This window comes from Mesorhizobium sp. M1428 (genome assembly GCF_040317515.1).
In the GTDB taxonomy this organism is placed as follows: Bacteria; Pseudomonadota; Alphaproteobacteria; order Rhizobiales; family Rhizobiaceae; genus Mesorhizobium.
This window is the reverse complement of record NZ_JAMYKT010000001.1, coordinates 356,900-372,922: the sequence shown is the minus strand read 5'-3', so window position 1 is coordinate 372,922 and position 16,023 is coordinate 356,900. Positions and strand designations below refer to the sequence as shown.

Below are 16,023 nucleotides of genomic sequence, written 5' to 3'. Positions count from 1 at the left end.
CGTGTTAGCTCGGATCATTCTGCGGCGCGGCGAGCCCATATCAGCGAGAACTCGCCGTCGGTGTCGGTCTCGACCAGGCTCGCATAGATCGGAGCGGGAAAACTTGGATCGTCGAGCTTGACCGAGTGGTAGTCGCGGCCCTCACGCGAGGTCTTCTTCCATGCCGCTCCGAATTCGGTGGCTCCGGCAAAGATGCGGAAGTCCGGACCTTTCTCGTTGTCGCCTTCGGCCGGTGTCAAAGTCACCGTCTTGACGTTGAGGTTCAGGGTCTTGACCGAGCCGGAGAAGCCGTTCGCGGTGCGGGAGAAAGTGCCGATCGTCGCCATTGTGGTCGTTCCTTCTGTTTTCTCGGGCCGCGCCTATCGCGGCCTCGATGGTGGTCGTGAGACCGGGGACGATCGGGCCGCACCCAAAGTGGCTGAAACGAAGTGGAAGACGGCGGCGCGAGGCTTTCTTGGGCCGCGAGGAATGGACGCAAACCGGGCTCCCCGCCATGCCTGCGTGGTGGGGTGGTATGGCCAGGGGAAGAAAACGAGAGCGCCGTCGTTGCGCGAAGACGATCGAGACTGAGCGAAGCGAAGGCGGTCCTTGGTCAGACCCAATCCATCGAGGACGGCATAGGCTCAGGATGAACAGACAGGAGTGAACGCGGGGACCGCGATCAGTCACGCGCTTGCCCATCCGTGTTATGAGCGCGGCGATGACGCGTATGGTTGTGACGCCGCGCGAGGCTCCCGTAGCGAACGAAGAACTCAGGGTCAAACGCTCAAGTGAGTATTCCTACGGTGGAAGCCGGCTGAGCAAGTGATTTTCTGAGCAGTAGCGACTATGTCAGGAATGGGGCCGTGAGCCGACTGTCAGCTTCTAGGCTGAAGTCACCAGCAAATGGACGTTCCGCTGGCGACCTCATTGCGGACCTAAACAGAACAAACAATCTCTATTGGCGGATGGTTCAAAGCCTAGCAGTCTGGCATCGCGTTGCTCGCCAACAGTGACGATCCGACCTCTCCGTCGAGCGCAAAACGCTGGCAGCGCTCGCCGTGGGACTCATCGATTAAGCTCTCGATATGTTTGAAGCCGAGCTTCGCCAATATTCGCAGCGACGCGAAATTGCGCGCCGCTGCCTCGGCCGTCACCTGTTCAAGCGCCAGAGTTTCAAAGGCGTAGCGGAGGACTTCGCGCGCCGCCTCGCTGCCCAGTCCGTGCCCCCAATGCGCACGCGCCAGCACAAATCCCAATGCGGCTGCCTTGGCGTCGGTTGCGCCGAAGGACAGGGTTATCGTCCCGATCGCGTCCGATACTCCTGCTTGGTCTACGGACCACTGGATCGCCTTGCCGTCAGCGAATCGCTGACGCGAACGGGCGAACCACCGTTCGCCTGCCCTTCTGTCGTCACGAACGGGATCGCCGGCAAGGGACGACATCCATCGCGCGCGCAAACCATGCTGGGATATCCCGTTCGCTCGGCGCCCGAAGCACGAGCCTTGGTGTCGTGAGCTTGGGAAATCGGACTGCTTCCATGGGGCATTTTCGACCTGAGGCGGCGCCAACGCAACGGCCCTGGCAGGCCGCTAATCACCAATGACAGCCCCTTGGTAGTGTGCCGTCTTCAGGTCGCAGCCCAATCGCTGAGACCCATTTATCAACCAGCCGGGCATACTGCCGTGTGCTCATCGGCGCCTCGGAGAGCCTTGCGTCCGAAACCAACCATCCAACCACGATCAGCCCGTGAGGCGCGCACTAAACAAGGTGCAGCCGTCCGCCAGGCGCGACCTGGAGATATCCCGGAATCCAGCCTCGGTCATCCACGCTCGATACTGACCTTCAGTGTACGATTCGCCGTGGCCATAGAGGTTCAAGAAGGTGATATTGAGAAAGACACCCTCAGGCGGGCCGAGGCGGTCGTCATCGACGACACCCCACCCCGCAATTGCGATCTCGCCTCCCGGTGTGAGGCAACGCGCCGCGTTCAGGATCGAACTGCGCGCCTGGTCAGGCGGAAGGACCTGGACGACGGCCTTCAGGATCGCCAGATCGTGCCGACCGATCGATGGCGCGACAGTTATGTCCCCCTCTTCGACAACCACGTCGTCGGCACCGTATTCTGACAGGATATCTGGCGCGGCCGCTGCGACCGTTGGCAGTTCCATCAATGTCGCCGCAATCTGCGGCTGCCGCTCGCGAAGTCCGACGAGAATGGTCCCGGAGCCCCCGCCGATGTCGATCACCGAACCGATCGCCGAGAGGTCTATCTCCCGGGCCAGATGTCGGCCGAAGATCACCCCGCCCGGTGCGAGCATGCGGCTGAAGGCCGCCGCCGCTGCGGGCCCTGCTTCAGAAAAGTCGTGCAGCGCAGCCGGCCGGTTCTGTCGCAGCGACTCTGCGGTCAGCAAGTCGGCTCCCCAGAGCTCGCGCAGGAGCGCATGATCGCCGCCGCGATAGGTCGGCTTGGACGCGTCGAGGAAGGCCGATGCTTCGGCTCCGTTGCGAAATTGACCATCCTTGACTTCGAGGAGACCGATGCTGGCGAGCGCGTAGAGGAGCCGCGACAGACGATCGGGCTCGACTTTGAGCGCGGCCCCCAGGCTGTCAGCAGTCACCGCGCTGCCACCGAGCCGGGTGAAGATGCCAAGGTCCAGCCCGGCTCGAAGCGCTAAGGCGGGGGGCACCGCTGCGATCAGCTTGTCGATCCGAGCAGAATCCACCATGTCGCCCCCCTTCCGCGATCCAGGACCGAATTTGAAGCAGCTCCCATAGATTAGAACCTCCGTTCTCCGGAAAGTGAAGACAAAATCATTATTTGGAGCGACCGACACGATGACGTAGCGGATACTCCTGGCAAAGCTGAACGTCAGCTTCTGAGAATGTCTATCGCCGCCTCGAACGGCCGACATAAGCGCAAAGCGGTTATGCGCGGCTTCATCTGCGATTGTTTGCTTCGAGCCAAAAGGGGCGACCACCTATGGTTTGGAGTTCTGCCCAATTTGCGGCCAGACATTCGACAAGCGAAACCTTGTCGAGTGCTGCATCATCACCTTCCCGGCATGAGCCGTTCGCGACGGATAGGTGACGGAGGTCGAAGCCGACTCGGTTTCCGCGAATTGGATAAAAAGTCCCGCCGCACATGCCAAGACGGCGGGATCCGATCAAGTGGCTTGCACCACGCTGGGGGATGCGGGATGGGCCTGCCCGGTGCACGCGGACCGTCAGGGACTTTAGGCGCATCAGCTGCAATGCGTCCACCAACCGACGGTTGGAACGAAATTCGGCCACCGACGGATCGGTCATCCCGGATCGCTGTGGCCTGCAAACCCGTGACAGGGACGCATCCCGGGTGAAAGCCTTTGTTAAAGAAACTAAGGAACGGTGGACGAGGAAGGCGGCAAGGTGACCATCGACGTGAGGCCGCCGGTGACGATCGACCTCGACAAGGCCAGGCTGGTTGAAAATACAGGCCGCCGAAGCGCAAGAGCCCCTGCGGGCCATGCTGGATTAGCTCTTTGTATGTAAAAAAGAGACATTGAACATTTTCCGGCAATCCTGGTTAGGATTGATGCCGCGCTATTTCTTCGACTTGTCCAGCAATGGAGAGACCTTCCCAGACCCTGAAGGTTCAGAGCTTCCGAACCTGGAATCTGCGGAGGACGAGGCAGCAAAAACGCTGCTTGAAATCGCAAGAGAAAAGCTGCCCGATGGCACCTATCACGAGGCTGGCATTCAAGTCCGCGATGAAGCAGGCAACCAGCTAGCCCAGATCGTGGTCAAATTCGAACTGAACCGCATAGTCCGCATCAGACAATGAATCGATGGGAACCTGATCGTCTTCACCTTGGTCACTCGAGCCACTTGTCCGATCACCCGCTCAGAAATTTCTATCAAACATTCTGGTCTACCATTCCAGACGAAATCGTCGAGAGAACAAAGCAGAGGTCAGATGCGGCCTGCAGCTACCTTCGAAAGCTGCTTAGTCTATCATTAAAACGAACGCTGACGGATGAGCAAAAGTTGCTTAGGGGGCTTAAGGGGCGGCAAGGGCGGCAAGGAGTGACCCTTATGCCAAATCATTGGGTCTCCCCTCCGGTCCCTGTCGGGACTGAGTCTCCAAGTATGACGAACCACGTCAACAACGCCGATGCAGCGGCTAAGGAACTCCTGAAGTGGACCAAACGTGGCCCTCAGTGGAATCTCGCGGTGCACGTCTGCGTCGCTGTGCTTGCCGACGAGATGGAGCCTGAGGAGGCCCGCAAGGCATTCCTGGCTGCCGCCAAGGAGCAGGGGATATTAGTCCCTCCATAAGGCGGGCCCGCCACTCGTGAGAAAGCCGGCGGACCCAACAGCGGCTGCATCCACGAAGAATTGACCGCTGCGATTTCTAAACTACCGAGGACCTGCGTTGTTCCATTATCGCGGACTACCACTGGGTGGTCGGCAGGCTCGTCCCGCCCTACATTCCCGTCATGCCAACCCATTGGTTCGTCCCTCCGGTGTTCGTAAGGACTGAAGCCGGTGATCGGCGTAGCTGCAACAATGCGAGGGCAGCCCTTGAGCAGCTCAAGACGTGGACCCGGCGAGGACCTCGCTGGCACAACGCTGTGACCCTCTGCCTGTCGGCTGTGGAGGGCGATCCGATTGACCCTCACGTGATCCGAAAGGCATTTGAGGCTGCCGCTAAGGAGGCCAAAATGTACCTCTCCCCTGAGAATTAGGTACACGGTCAAGGGAGCCCGGGTGGATATAGTGGCAGCCGCCGAAGGGCTGCCCGTGCGGTTATGCCGGCTGGCATGAACGCGCTCTGGTGACTATCGTCCCACTGAAGGGAAACCATGCGCGCGGGCTCATTTGTGGCCTGTTTCCTCGGGACGCTCGCCGCAATGGGTCGCGCCTAGGCACGCGCGTCCTATGGCAGCTCGGCCGTGGCAATGCCTCCTTGCAAGCCTTCGGCTCGCCCATGGCGTGCGTGGCATAGATCAGGCAGCGAATAGCGTGGCGCGGCGACGACCAAAGTAATCGGCCCCAAGCGTCGCCACCAAATCGGCGACTTGCAGAACAATGAGTACTGTGATGGCGGTTTTCACGGTCTTTCCCCCCGGGCCGGCGCGGCCCAGATTCAGTGCATCAATCCCACGAAATGCCCGCCACCGCCACTGGCACCCCCTACGTATACGCGCGGAGCTATGATTATGGGACGGAAGGCGACCCGAGCAGCAGGACGTGAAGGAAACGAAGGGGGCACGGGGGGCGTAAGTTGAACATCAACCGCGAGCAATCGGCCTTCATGTTCTCCATTGTATGGCTTAGACTCGCCGCATGGGACTATTGACTTTCAGCATCAACGTCACCCTGGACGGCTGCGTCGACCACCAGGAGGGAATTGCCGACGACGAGACGCACGCCTTCTTCACCCGCCTTATGGATGAGGGCGGAGCAATGCTGTGGGGTCGCGTCACCTACGAGATGATGGAGAGCTACTGGCCGGCAGTCGCCCGCGGCGACGAGGAGGCGCCGCCGGCGATACGCGAGTGGGCGGTCAAGCTGGAGGCCAAGCCGAAGTACGTAGTGTCATCGACGCGAAAGGCCTTCCCGTGGACCAACAGCCACCACATCGGCGGCGAACTGCGCACGGGCGTGCAGAGGCTCAAGGACGCGACCCCGGCCGGCGTGCTCCTCGGTAGCGGCAAGCTCGCGACCGAGCTGGACCGGCTGGATCTAATCGACGAGTACAAGCTCCTCGTGCACCCGAGAATCGCGGGCCACGGCCCGACCCTCTACCAAAGCGGGCTGCCCAGCACGCGACGGCTCGAGCTGATCTCGGCCAAGCCGCTCCGCAGCGGCGCGGTCGCCATGCATTACCGGCGCGCGCGCTGACTCGGAGCAGGCTCAACGCGCCCAGCTCGGGGGCTTGCGCGTCGCAGGAGCGCCGCCGATTCACAGTCGGCTTTGGTCGCCTGGCGTCCTGGATGAGAACAGATGCACCCAAGCGCAAGAAGCCCCTGCGGGACATGGTGGACTAGTATGGAAACGGGCCTTTGCTCTCGCAGCAAACATGAGGCACCGCTCCTGTGCCGCGACGGCAGCGCGTAGGCTTTGGCGCCGGCCACTTTCAGCCCCCTCGTTCAAAAGTTGGCTTCCAGCCGCGATTGCGCGCACGCTGCTGGCCTTCGTAGTCAGGAATGCATGTGAAGAACACCGGCCGGCGGTCACGGCCGGCAGCCCTGCAATCTGAGCAAACAAAAGCCCGACTAGGTCGTTACGCATTGAGCCGTGGTCACGGCCGAGCCTGTCACTCAGCGCCGGATATCGAGCCTCGTCGATTTTGCAGCACATCGGATGGCCGCAATTGACATAGGCCGTCTCGCGGGCGGCCAGAGTGTCGGCAAGTGTTTCTGAGGCATGCATGGCGATCTGTTGAAGGTGTCGCCGCACCGAATTTCACTGTCCGGTCTGTCGGCCGGATGCTAGTCGCTTCAGGGCATTTCCACCATGCCGCCTTCACGATGCAGCATGGCGTCGAAAATGACGTCGAAAACGTTCCCGACCTCCTCTTCGATCTCATGTGCCTTGATGCCGCTCTCCTCAGCCGCTTTGAGAGCCTGGTCGGCAAGATCCCTAATGGCGAACGGATCGTTTGACCTTGCGTTAGGCAGATGCTCTGCCATCCATTTGTCGAAGAAGTTGATGCCGCGTGTGCTCATCCAGCCATAAGCTGGCGAATGGGATTAAGTTCCTTCTTCCCGAAAATCCTGCAGCGAGGCGTGCCAAAGGTCCTCCTCGCCCCTGAGACAGGTGTACGCCCTCGGCAAAGTTGCCGCGCAATCCGGGGCAGTCTTCGGTTATGTTTCCCTTTGACCCAACCCGGGTCGCGAGATCGACTGCCCGGAATTCAATGGAACTCCCCGCCCGCCTTGAGACAAACTTGCAAAACTGCGGCTCTTGCGGATGGATGATATGAGGTCGTCGACTCGGTCCACCGGCTCGGCCACCGGCTTTCTCGCATGCGATCGAGCCTCCAGCCGGTTGTCATAAATGCGCTTCAGCAAATCGCAGGCCACTTTGGCGCGCTGCCATGTCCGACCGACAAGTGAGCAGCCTCCTAAGCTTGCCGGGGCATTGTCGACCTCATCCCACACCATCCACGTGCCGGACGGCTCGGGGTGACAACGGAATCTAGATTGATCGTCTTCCATAGACGACTAACGAGAAAGCCACCTCTAGGTTCGATGTAAGGCGATAACGTGGTTAACGTGGCGCCGACCTTTTCTTCTACCCTTGGCTGCTTTCGGCTTTTCTTTGTTCCCGGTCCGCCGAGCGAACTCTTGGTCGGGGTTGCTTCTGACCTGCCACTGAATTTTCATCCGCCTGCAGTTAGAGCCTCGGCGGGTTTTACGCCGTATGGCGCGGGTTGAGCAACGGGTGATCGGCGGAACTGGTCGGGTTGCGCAGCCGATCGTCCGTTGCGGTGAGATTGGCGGCATAGGCCGCAGGCGTGAGGTATCCGAGCGCCGAATGTGGGCGCGATCGGTTGTAGTCGTCTGCCCATTCGGCGATGGTTGTTCGGGCATGGTCGAGGCCGAGGAACAGGGTTTCGTTCAGCAACTCGTCCCGCATCCGCCCGTTGAAGCTTTCGCAGACGCCGTTCTGCATCGGCTTGCCCGGCGCGATGAAGTGCCATTCCACCTGATGATCCTTCGACCAGGCGAGGATCGCGTTCGAGGTGAACTCGGTGCCGTGGTCAGAGACGATCATGCCCGGCTTGCCGCGCCGGGCGATCAGTTCCGTCAGTTCACGCGCCACCCGGCGGCCGGAGTTCGAGGTGTCCGGGATCGCAGCCATTCGCGCGTTCACGTCGTCGACGATGTTGAGGACGCGGAAGCGCCGGCCGCAGCCGAACTGGTCATGGACGAAATCCAGCGACCAGCGCGCGTTCGGCTTCCCCTGGACCAGGATCGGAGCCCGCGTTCCTACCGCTCGGCGCCTGGAGCGTCGCTTGCGCACGGCCAGTCCTTCTTCGCGGTATAGCCGGTAGATGCGGTTGATACCCGATGCCTCGCCTTCGCGCCTGAGCAGAATGAACAGCCGCCGATAGCCGAAGCGCCGGCGCTCGTTGGCCAGATCGCGTAGCCGGCCGCGCAGTGCCGCCTCAGGTGGGCGACAAGAACGATACCGGATCATCTTGCGATCAGCGCCCACAAAGGAACAGGCCCGCCGCTCCGACAGGCCCACGAGGCCTGCAGATGCGCGACGGCTTCGCGCTTGGCGGCCGGCCCTACCATTTTTTTGACAGAAGCTCGCGCAGTGCCGACGTTTCCAGCATCTGGTCGGCGAGCAGCTTCTTCAGCTTCGCGTTCTCGTCTTCCAAAGCTTTCAGCCGTTTGGCATCGGAGACGTCCATCCCGCCATACTTCGCCTTCCAGTTATACAGCGTCGCCTCGGAGATCCCATGCTTGCGCGCCAGGTCGCCCGCCTTCGCCCCCGCTTCGTGCTCACGCAGAACCGCGATGATCTGCTCTTCCGTAAACCGCTTTCTCTTCATCAGTCCGTCCTTCAATCGAGGCCGGACTCTAATCTCAGATGGAGGAAAAACTCAGTGGCAGGTCATGCCCCATCAACCATCGTCATGACTCCCAATTTCGAGTTCGTGGGACTCGATTTCGATTTGTTGTCAGGCCGCTTGCCCACAGTAGCAAAAGAACGCCTCGTCAATAAAAAGGGCGTACAAAGCGCAGTCGATGAAATGTCCATTGGTCTAAGGAGGATTCATTTCGTCGACGTAGCCAGTTCGTGACCTCGAGACCGGTTAACCGGGTGCCGAAGGAGCGTCAGCATAGCGGCGCCACAGGCGAGACGCGGGACCGCCACCCCCGGCGAGAGGTGCCGTACCGCGACTGATCTGCAGTCGCGTGCCATAGATGGTGGGTTGCGGATTCCGATCTCCGGCGGATGAAGGCCTAACGCCGATCGATTTCAGAGCTGCCGCCGCAGGCCCGTTTTCCGATTTCTACGCCGAAGCGCGCCGCCGCACTATGCCAGAGCCAAACCGCTTTTCTCACCTGCTCCTGCTGCCATTATCTCCTCTGTGTCATCACCGAGCCGAAAACGGAGATGGGAACCGCGGATGAATTGTGCTCTGCCACGGGTCAGCACGGTTCCTGAGTCTGTGACGTTAGAGCGAATTGACCGCGCTCTGGATACACTGGCGCTTGCTATTCACAAGGCTGGCAAAAAAGGACAAGCGTATCTCCCAATTTACGAGCGTCTTGAAAGCGAAAGGAAGAAACTGATGGCAGAGACGGGCGCAATGCTGCGCGTCCAGGAACGGCTCAAACGATCTCGGGATCGAAAGGCAAAGCAATTTTTTTGAGCTCGTCGCGTCGCCATTGCAGTGATCCGCCCGAACCATACTCTACCCGCTCGATCGTATGGCCCATCAAGATTTTGCGAAGCTCACTGTCGAGGCCTGCCTCTTTCATACGATCCTCGAAACTGTGCCGGAGCGAGTAAATCTTGTGCTTCAGAGTCGGGAACAGTTTGTGGGTTTTGAAATACTTATTCAGGTTTGCTGAAAGTGCCTCTTCACGATTGCGGTAGCGCGGAAATCCCTGTGGACTTCTCTTAAAAACTTCCAAGGCGACGCCTACCAGCGGCACATCTCGCACGGACCATTCGGTCTTGATTTCGCGCGGATCATCGGCGTCCTCCCGTGGGGTGATGCGAATGTAGGGAACCGGTGTGTCAAGGAAGATCACGGTCTCGTCGAGATTGCATATCTCGCTTGGCCGTGCGCCTGTCTCGATCAGCGCCAAAACGCATCGGCGCGCTTGAGCATCCAGGGATGCTAAAGCGCCTGGCCTCATGATCTGATCGGATATCCATTTGGGTTCGAATGACGGGCGTTTACGACGGCGCTTGCCACGCTCCGAAAAGCGGAGGTCATCAAATGGGGTGCCTTTTTGTTCCTCGCCCAGATGTGCGAAATAGCGCCTGTAGAGATCCCGCATGTTGCCGAGATCTCGATTGCCGGCCGAGGCGGAATGTGTTGCGGGTCCGACATCAGGCGACGGCGCAACGCGCTTGAGCCAAAATCGGTAGAAAGCCAGTCCATCCTCGCGCGTGATTTCACCGATGGGCTTGTCGCCGACCAGGGCGACAAAATTGCTGACGGCCCTCTGCTTTACTTTCCTCCACATTCGGCGCTGAGACTGGCTCTTGCCTGCAATTTCATGTGCCATGATCTCATCGGCATAGAGATCAAAAGCGTCTGAGATTTTGACCGGCGGCACCGGCACACCGCCAAGGAGAGCGTCGGCCACGGCGGGGGCCGCTTGAACGCGCTCCAGCGCTTCGACACGCTTCAAGATCGCATCAACATTCTGAAAGCCTGCCACTTGTCCGTTTGAAAGATAGGAGACCCCCATGGCTTCAGCTCGGCGGACCGCGTAGCGATACTGATCAAGTGCTGATCTTGTCTCGCCGCCGCAAAGAAGCACGGCCCACAGGGTCTTATCCGCGTCTTCAAGCCTGTCGCGCATTGCACGTGCCAGGCGACGCTCGTCCGTTCCCAAAGACTTGCGAATGAAGCTGCCTCGATCGTCGATGCCGGCCAGCTTGGCAGGCACTCGCCGATGGTAATAGAAAATCCCGTCGCGCTGGATGAGGTAGCGATCCGGGTCCCTGGCGGGCTCTGCGACGGCCTCTTTTCGCATGGGCCAATCTCGCGATGTATCTCTTTTTGTATCGCAGACTGTATCGCATTACAGCAAGAATTCCAAGTTCCCCCCGAGAACGGGGGATTTGTCGGAATGATATTTCAATGAGTTAGGAGAGTCAGCTCACAAGTCTAATGGTGCGGTCGAGAAGACTCGAACTTCCACGGGTTGCCCCACAGCGACCTCAACGCTGCGCGTCTACCAATTCCGCCACGACCGCACGTGGTAGGAGCCGGAACCAACCGGCCCGCGGCGTGTAGCAAATCGTTTCCGGTGAAACAAGTGCGCGGCCAGCAATAATCGGCCGAACATCGGCATAACTCTTCAAGGGCCGAGCGTGCCCGGAACTGGACGTTTGTACCGATTGCCGCCATATGAGTGGCGAGACGAGATATCATGACAGAACGCAGCCAGATCGCCACGTCGTTCCTGCCCTCCCCCGGCTCGGCACCGGTCGAATGGCGCATCGAACCAGGCCTCACCGCCTACCCCGATGCGCTCGCCGTGATGGAGGCGCGCGCCGAGGCCATCCGCAGCGGCACCGCCGTCGAGATGGTCTGGCTGGTCGAGCACCCGCCGCTCTACACGGCCGGCACCAGCGCTCGCAGCGAGGACCTGATCGAGCCGGAGCGTTTCCCGGTCTTTGCCGCCGGGCGCGGCGGCGAATACACCTATCATGGGCCGGGCCAGCGCGTCGCCTATGTGATGCTCGACCTGAAGCGGCGGCGCGAGGATGTCCGCGCCTTCGTCGCCGCACTCGAACAATGGATCATCGGCACGCTCGCCGCCTTCAACGTGCGTGGCGAACGCCGCGAGGATCGCGTCGGCGTCTGGGTGGTGCGGCCGGATCGCCCTACTTTGCCCGATGGCTCGGCGGCCGAGGACAAGATCGCCGCCATCGGCATCAGGCTGAGGCGCTGGGTGAGCTTTCACGGCATCGCCATCAATGTCGAGCCGGACCTCAGCCATTTCAGCGGCATCGTGCCGTGCGGCGTCCAGGATCACGGCGTCACCAGCCTTGTCGATCTCGGCCTTCCCGTGACCATGGCCGACCTCGACCTGGCGCTGAAATCCGCCTTCGAGGACGTGTTCGGGCCCGCCGCGGTATCGCCCGTCGAATTGTCCCGCAGGGCCGGCTGAAACACTCGTCGAACGCCTGCGCCGAGGTGCGAAGGCGGCCCTCGCTCATCAGCGTCGAGCCACATCCTTGAGCTCAATCCTCACATCGCACCGATCCAGATTGCCATGGAAATGAGGAACGTGCTCATGCACACCAACGAGACGACATCCTGAACAAGATCGGTCATAACTCTCTCCTGTTGTTAGTATGTTCGTATTTTGTTCTAATTTTGTTCGAATGTCAACGAGCCCAATCCCGGCATGGCCGGAATTGGGATCGGTCATTTTCGGCAGGGTTAAGAAAGGGTTGAGAGGGAGATTGCCGACCCTTTCGGGGCCGACAGCGCCCGTGGAATGCGGCGGGACGGCGCACGCCGCCTCGCAGGCCGTCATCACCTCAATTGCAGCCCACACCTAAAGTGGCACGACCTTGCCGTCGGCCAGCGTCACGCGGCGGTCCATGCGCGAGGCAAGCTCGTGATTGTGGGTGGCGATCAGCGCCGCCAGGCCCGATTGCCGGACCAGCGCTGCCAGCGCCTCGAACACATAGGAAGCGGTCACCGGGTCGAGATTGCCGGTCGGCTCGTCGGCCAAAAGCACCAGCGGCGCATTGGCGACGGCACGCGCAATGGCGACCCGCTGCTGCTCGCCGCCGGAGAGCTCGGAAGGGCGATGCTGCGCCCGCTTGCCGATCTGCATATAGTCGAGCAATTGCGCCGCCCGCTCGGCCGCCTCCTTGCGCGGCAGCCCTTTTATCAGCTGCGGCATCATGATGTTTTCCAACGCCGAGAATTCAGGCAACAAATGATGGAACTGGTAGACGAAGCCGACATCGTTGCGGCGGATCGCCGTGCGCTCGTCGTCGGAAAGCCGGCCGCAGGCGCGCCCCGCCAGGATCACGTCGCCGGCGTCCGGACGCTCCAGCAGCCCGGCCGTATGGAGCAACGTCGACTTGCCGGTGCCCGACGGCGCCACCAGCGCCACCATCTCGCCACGCTTCAGCGAAAAATCGGCGCCGTTCAGGATGGTCAGCTTGCGCGGCCCCTGCACATAGTGCCGCTCGACGCTCTTCAACTCGATAATGGCCTCGGCCATCATTCGTACCTCAGCGCTTCGACCGGATCGAGCCTGGCCGCGCGCCAGGCCGGAAACAGGGTCGCCAGGAACGACAGCGCCAGCGCCATGAGAACGACCGAGATCGTCTCGCTGGCATCCATCCGGGCCGGCAGCTGGCTTAGGAAATAGAGCTCGGGATTGAACAGCCGCTCGTTGGCCAGCCAGGAGAAGAACTGGCGGATGCGCTCGACGTTGAGGCAGATCACGATGCCGAGCAGCACGCCGGCGATGGTGCCGACAACGCCGATCGCAGCCCCTGTCATCAGGAAGATGCGCAGGATCGCGCCGCGCGTCGCGCCCATGGTGCGCAGGATGGCGATGTCGTGGCCCTTGTCCTTCACCAGCATGATCAGCCCCGAAATGATGTTGAGGGCCGCCACCAGCACGATCAGCGTCAGGATCATGAACATGACGTTGCGCTCGACCTGCAGCGCGTCGAAGAACGTCTTGTTGCGTTGCCGCCAATCGACAAGGCTGATCGGCCGCTGCGCCGCCACTTCGACCTTCGGCTTCAGTGCGTCGATATTGTCGGGATTGTCGGCGTAGATCTCGATCGTCTGCGCCCTGCCGTCCATGTTGAAATAAAGCTGCGCTTCCGAAAACGGCATGTAGACGATGGAGCTGTCATATTCCGACATGCCGACCTCGAAGATCGCGGTGACCGGATAGCCCTTCATGCGCGGCGTCGTGCCGAGCGGCGTGATGTCGCCCTCGGGCGAGATCAGCGTGATGGTATCGCCGAGCACAAGGCCGAGATTTTCGGCCATGCGGCTGCCGATGGCGACGCCCTCGCCGGTGTCGAAGCCGACGATCGAGCCCTCCTTGATGTTGTTGGCGACGATGGTGATCTTGCCGAGATCCTCGCCGCGTATGCCGCGCACCAGCGCGCCGGTGCCGCCGCCGACATTGCCTTGCGCCAGCACCTGCCCGTCGATCAGCGGAATGGCGTATTTAACGCCGGGCAGGCCGTTGATGCGGCCGGCAACCTGGGCATAGTCCTCCAGCGGCATGTCGAGCGGCTGCACGATCAGGTGCCCGTTGACGCCGAGGATGCGCGTCAGCAGTTCGGCGCGAAAGCCGTTCATGACCGCCATGACGACGATCAGCGTGGCGACGCCCAGCATGATGCCGAGGAAGGAGATCGAGGCGATCACCGAGATCACCGTCTCCTTGCGGCGCGAGCGCAGATAGCGCCACGCCACCATGCGTTCGAAGCCGGAAAAGGGTCCTGCCGCCGAAGGTTTGGCTGCTGCCGCTTCGTTCATGCGGCGGCACCGAAACGCTTTTTCACGTCACCGATCGGCAGCGTCTCGCGCTCGCCGGTCCTGCGGTTCTTGATCTCGACCTCGCCGGCGGCGACGCCGCGCGGGCCGACGATCACCTGCCACGGGAGCCCGATCAGGTCGGTGGTAGCGAACTTGCCGCCCGGCCGCTGGTCGGTGTCGTCGTAGAGCACCTCCTTGCCGGCGGCGGCAAAGGCGGCATTCAGTTCGCCGCAGACGCGGTCGCATTCGGCATCGCCAGCCTTCATGTTGATCAGGCCGACATCGAACGGTGCCACCGCTTCCGGCCAGACGATGCCGTTATCGTCGTGGCTGGCCTCGATGATCGCCGCGACCAGTCGGGACGGGCCGATGCCGTAGGAACCGCCAGAGACGAAATGATCCTTGCCGTCCGGCCCGGTCACCTTGGCGCCCATCGGCTTGGAATATTTGTCGCCGAAATGGAAGATATGGCCAACCTCGATGCCGCGCGCCGAGACCCGGTCGCCGGTCGGCACCTTCTCCCATGCCGCCTCGTCATGCATCTCGTCGGTGGCGGCATAAGGCGTCGTCCACGTCTTAACGATCTCGGCGATCTCGGCGTCGTTCGAAAAGTCGGTATCCGCCCCCGGCACCTCAAGCGAGAGATAGTCGCGATGGCAAAACACCTGGCTCTCGCCGGTGTCGGCCAGAATGATGAACTCATGGCTGAGATCGCCGCCGATCGGCCCGGTGTCGGCGCGCATCGGAATGGCCTGCAGCCCCATGCGGGTAAATGTCCTGAGATAGGACACGAACATGCGGTTATAGGCGGCTTTGGCGCCTTCATAATCGAGGTCGAAGGAATAGGCGTCCTTCATGAGGAACTCGCGCGAACGCATGACGCCGAAGCGCGGGCGCACCTCGTCGCGAAACTTCCACTGGATGTGATAGAGGTTGAGCGGCAGGTCCTTGTAGGACTTGACGTAGGAGCGGAAGATCTCGGTGACCATCTCCTCGTTGGTCGGCCCGTAGAGCATATCGCGGTCTTGCCGGTCCTTGATACGCAGCATCTCCTTGCCGTAATCTTCATAGCGGCCGCTTTCGCGCCACAGCTCGGCCGATTGGATGGTCGGCATCAGGATTTCGAGCGCGCCGGCGCGATTCTGCTCCTCGCGAATGATCCGGCAGACCTTGTCCAGCACCCGCTTGCCGAGCGGCAGCCAAGAAAAGCTGCCCTGCCCCTGCTGGCGGATCATGCCGGCGCGCAGCATCAGCCGATGCGAGACGATCTCGGCCTCGCGCGGATTTTCTTTGAGAATGGGCAGGAAATAGCGCGACAAACGCATGGACTGGTCCGTGAGAGAGGATGGCGGCGCCGGAATCGGCGCAGCGCTGGCTTGCTTGCCCCGGCTTCATAGCCATTTCATGGCGGAATGGAAACCCGGCCCAGGCGCTGCATAGACGCCGCAATTGCCGCACACGGCTTGCTGGGCGTTTCGCAAGCAACGCCTGCCGTACTATTGTGCACTGCAGCACGAGATTGCCTGTTTCCGGGCAAAATTCTTCGTGACATTTTCACCCGCCTTAGGCTAGTGTGCCCCCATAACCGAGAGGGTAGAGAAAAATCTGCTCTCCTACGCGGTCAAAGTCTTGGGAGGATGCGATCTAGGCGCGGTAACTCGCTGCCGCCGGACACCGGAAACAGATCGGACGCGTTTAAATTGCAAGGCCTCGCGCCTTGCATTTTTTTTGTGCAATCATTTGGTTAGCACGACAGATTACCAAACTACATGACGTTGCGTCAGCCCAAACCCGCCCCGGCCTTTACTTTGGGTTGACCT

At 61.0% G+C, this 16,023-nt stretch carries 14 protein-coding genes, 1 tRNA gene and 1 pseudogene; 6 read left to right on the top strand and 10 right to left on the bottom strand.

What is annotated here, in order from left to right:
- Positions 1-14: 14 nt before the first annotated feature.
- The 3 genes from NKG60_RS01825 to NKG60_RS01815 all read right to left on the bottom strand — a co-directional run bounded on the left by NKG60_RS01825 (position 15) and on the right by NKG60_RS01815 (position 2,708).
- The gene (locus NKG60_RS01825; RefSeq protein WP_352711711.1) at positions 15-326 is read right to left on the bottom strand and encodes a DUF736 domain-containing protein; all 312 of its coding nucleotides are present in this window, start codon (positions 324-326) and stop codon (positions 15-17) included.
- A 633-nt stretch (positions 327-959) separates the two neighbouring features.
- Complete coding sequence (locus tag NKG60_RS01820; protein WP_352711713.1) at positions 960-1,424, bottom strand: GNAT family N-acetyltransferase; 465 nt, start codon at positions 1,422-1,424, stop codon at positions 960-962.
- A 297-nt stretch (positions 1,425-1,721) separates the two neighbouring features.
- Positions 1,722-2,708, bottom strand: coding sequence for a methyltransferase (locus NKG60_RS01815; RefSeq protein WP_352711714.1), 987 nt, complete (start codon positions 2,706-2,708; stop codon positions 1,722-1,724).
- Positions 2,709-3,553: 845 nt separating this feature from the next.
- Between NKG60_RS01815 and NKG60_RS01810 the strand changes: the two genes are divergently transcribed.
- The 4 genes from NKG60_RS01810 (at position 3,554) to NKG60_RS01795 (ending at position 5,865) form a co-directional block, all read left to right on the top strand.
- Positions 3,554-3,802 (top strand): DUF6894 family protein, encoded by a 249-nt coding sequence (locus NKG60_RS01810; RefSeq protein WP_352711716.1) that lies wholly within the window; start codon positions 3,554-3,556, stop codon positions 3,800-3,802.
- Positions 3,799-4,296, top strand: a complete 498-nt coding sequence (locus tag NKG60_RS01805; RefSeq protein WP_352973922.1) for a DUF982 domain-containing protein — start codon at positions 3,799-3,801, stop codon at positions 4,294-4,296. Before NKG60_RS01810 ends, NKG60_RS01805 begins: the two co-directional genes overlap by 4 nt.
- A gap of 161 nt (positions 4,297-4,457) precedes the next feature.
- Positions 4,458-4,706 carry a DUF982 domain-containing protein gene (locus NKG60_RS01800; RefSeq protein WP_352711719.1) on the top strand — a complete coding sequence of 83 codons (249 nt, stop codon included), beginning with the start codon at positions 4,458-4,460 and terminating at the stop codon, positions 4,704-4,706.
- 601 nt (positions 4,707-5,307) lie between these two features.
- Positions 5,308-5,865 (top strand): dihydrofolate reductase family protein, encoded by a 558-nt coding sequence (locus NKG60_RS01795; RefSeq protein ID WP_352450320.1) that lies wholly within the window; start codon positions 5,308-5,310, stop codon positions 5,863-5,865.
- A gap of 599 nt (positions 5,866-6,464) precedes the next feature.
- On the opposite strand, the gene NKG60_RS01790 is transcribed toward NKG60_RS01795, so the two are convergent.
- Positions 6,465-6,692, bottom strand: a complete 228-nt coding sequence (locus NKG60_RS01790; RefSeq protein WP_352711721.1) for a DUF768 domain-containing protein — start codon at positions 6,690-6,692, stop codon at positions 6,465-6,467.
- 656 nt (positions 6,693-7,348) lie between these two features.
- Positions 7,349-8,530, bottom strand: a pseudogene (locus tag NKG60_RS01785) (IS3 family transposase).
- Between the two features lie 54 nt (positions 8,531-8,584).
- Here NKG60_RS01785 and NKG60_RS01780 point away from each other — a divergent pair.
- Entirely contained in the window at positions 8,585-8,782 is a 198-nt protein-coding gene (locus NKG60_RS01780; protein ID WP_352711723.1) for a hypothetical protein, read from the top strand.
- 535 nt (positions 8,783-9,317) lie between these two features.
- On the opposite strand, the gene NKG60_RS01775 is transcribed toward NKG60_RS01780, so the two are convergent.
- Both NKG60_RS01775 and NKG60_RS01770 read right to left on the bottom strand, forming a co-directional pair.
- Complete coding sequence (locus NKG60_RS01775) at positions 9,318-10,700, bottom strand: DUF6538 domain-containing protein (protein WP_352711724.1); 1,383 nt, start codon at positions 10,698-10,700, stop codon at positions 9,318-9,320.
- Positions 10,701-10,838: 138 nt separating this feature from the next.
- Positions 10,839-10,923 (bottom strand) — tRNA-Leu (locus NKG60_RS01770).
- A gap of 176 nt (positions 10,924-11,099) precedes the next feature.
- Between NKG60_RS01770 and lipB the strand changes: the two genes are divergently transcribed.
- The gene (gene lipB / locus NKG60_RS01765; protein WP_352670007.1) at positions 11,100-11,843 is read left to right on the top strand and encodes a lipoyl(octanoyl) transferase LipB; all 744 of its coding nucleotides are present in this window, start codon (positions 11,100-11,102) and stop codon (positions 11,841-11,843) included.
- 393 nt (positions 11,844-12,236) lie between these two features.
- Here lipB and NKG60_RS01760 read toward each other — a convergent pair whose 3' ends face one another.
- Genes NKG60_RS01760 through proS form a run of 3 tightly spaced genes read right to left on the bottom strand, consistent with a single transcriptional unit; the run spans position 12,237 to position 15,528 of the window.
- Positions 12,237-12,920 (bottom strand): ABC transporter ATP-binding protein, encoded by a 684-nt coding sequence (locus NKG60_RS01760; protein WP_254818120.1) that lies wholly within the window; start codon positions 12,918-12,920, stop codon positions 12,237-12,239.
- A complete protein-coding gene (locus NKG60_RS01755) occupies positions 12,917-14,203 on the bottom strand; it encodes a lipoprotein-releasing ABC transporter permease subunit (protein WP_352670004.1) in 1,287 nt (428 codons plus the stop codon). Before NKG60_RS01755 ends, NKG60_RS01760 begins: the two co-directional genes overlap by 4 nt.
- A complete protein-coding gene (gene proS, locus NKG60_RS01750; protein WP_352670001.1) occupies positions 14,200-15,528 on the bottom strand; it encodes a proline--tRNA ligase in 1,329 nt (442 codons plus the stop codon). The genes NKG60_RS01755 and proS overlap by 4 nt, the downstream gene beginning before the upstream one ends.
- Positions 15,529-16,023 lie beyond the last annotated feature (495 nt).

Bases quoted from the DNA above. Each gene is read 5' to 3' on its own strand.
- NKG60_RS01825 (WP_352711711.1), bottom strand. From the start codon at position 326: ATGGCGACGATCGGCACTTTCTCCCGCACCGCGAACGGCTTCTCCGGC.
- NKG60_RS01820 (WP_352711713.1), bottom strand. From the start codon at position 1,424: ATGTCGTCCCTTGCCGGCGATCCCGTTCGTGACGACAGAAGGGCAGGC.
- NKG60_RS01815 (WP_352711714.1), bottom strand. From the start codon at position 2,708: ATGGTGGATTCTGCTCGGATCGACAAGCTGATCGCAGCGGTGCCCCCC.
- NKG60_RS01810 (WP_352711716.1), top strand. From the start codon at position 3,554: ATGCCGCGCTATTTCTTCGACTTGTCCAGCAATGGAGAGACCTTCCCA.
- NKG60_RS01805 (WP_352973922.1), top strand. From the start codon at position 3,799: ATGAATCGATGGGAACCTGATCGTCTTCACCTTGGTCACTCGAGCCAC.
- NKG60_RS01800 (WP_352711719.1), top strand. From the start codon at position 4,458: ATGCCAACCCATTGGTTCGTCCCTCCGGTGTTCGTAAGGACTGAAGCC.
- NKG60_RS01795 (WP_352450320.1), top strand. From the start codon at position 5,308: ATGGGACTATTGACTTTCAGCATCAACGTCACCCTGGACGGCTGCGTC.
- NKG60_RS01790 (WP_352711721.1), bottom strand. From the start codon at position 6,692: ATGAGCACACGCGGCATCAACTTCTTCGACAAATGGATGGCAGAGCAT.
- NKG60_RS01775 (WP_352711724.1), bottom strand. From the start codon at position 10,700: ATGCGAAAAGAGGCCGTCGCAGAGCCCGCCAGGGACCCGGATCGCTAC.
- lipB (WP_352670007.1), top strand. From the start codon at position 11,100: ATGACAGAACGCAGCCAGATCGCCACGTCGTTCCTGCCCTCCCCCGGC.
- NKG60_RS01760 (WP_254818120.1), bottom strand. From the start codon at position 12,920: ATGATGGCCGAGGCCATTATCGAGTTGAAGAGCGTCGAGCGGCACTAT.
- NKG60_RS01755 (WP_352670004.1), bottom strand. From the start codon at position 14,203: ATGAACGAAGCGGCAGCAGCCAAACCTTCGGCGGCAGGACCCTTTTCC.
- proS (WP_352670001.1), bottom strand. From the start codon at position 15,528: ATGCGTTTGTCGCGCTATTTCCTGCCCATTCTCAAAGAAAATCCGCGC.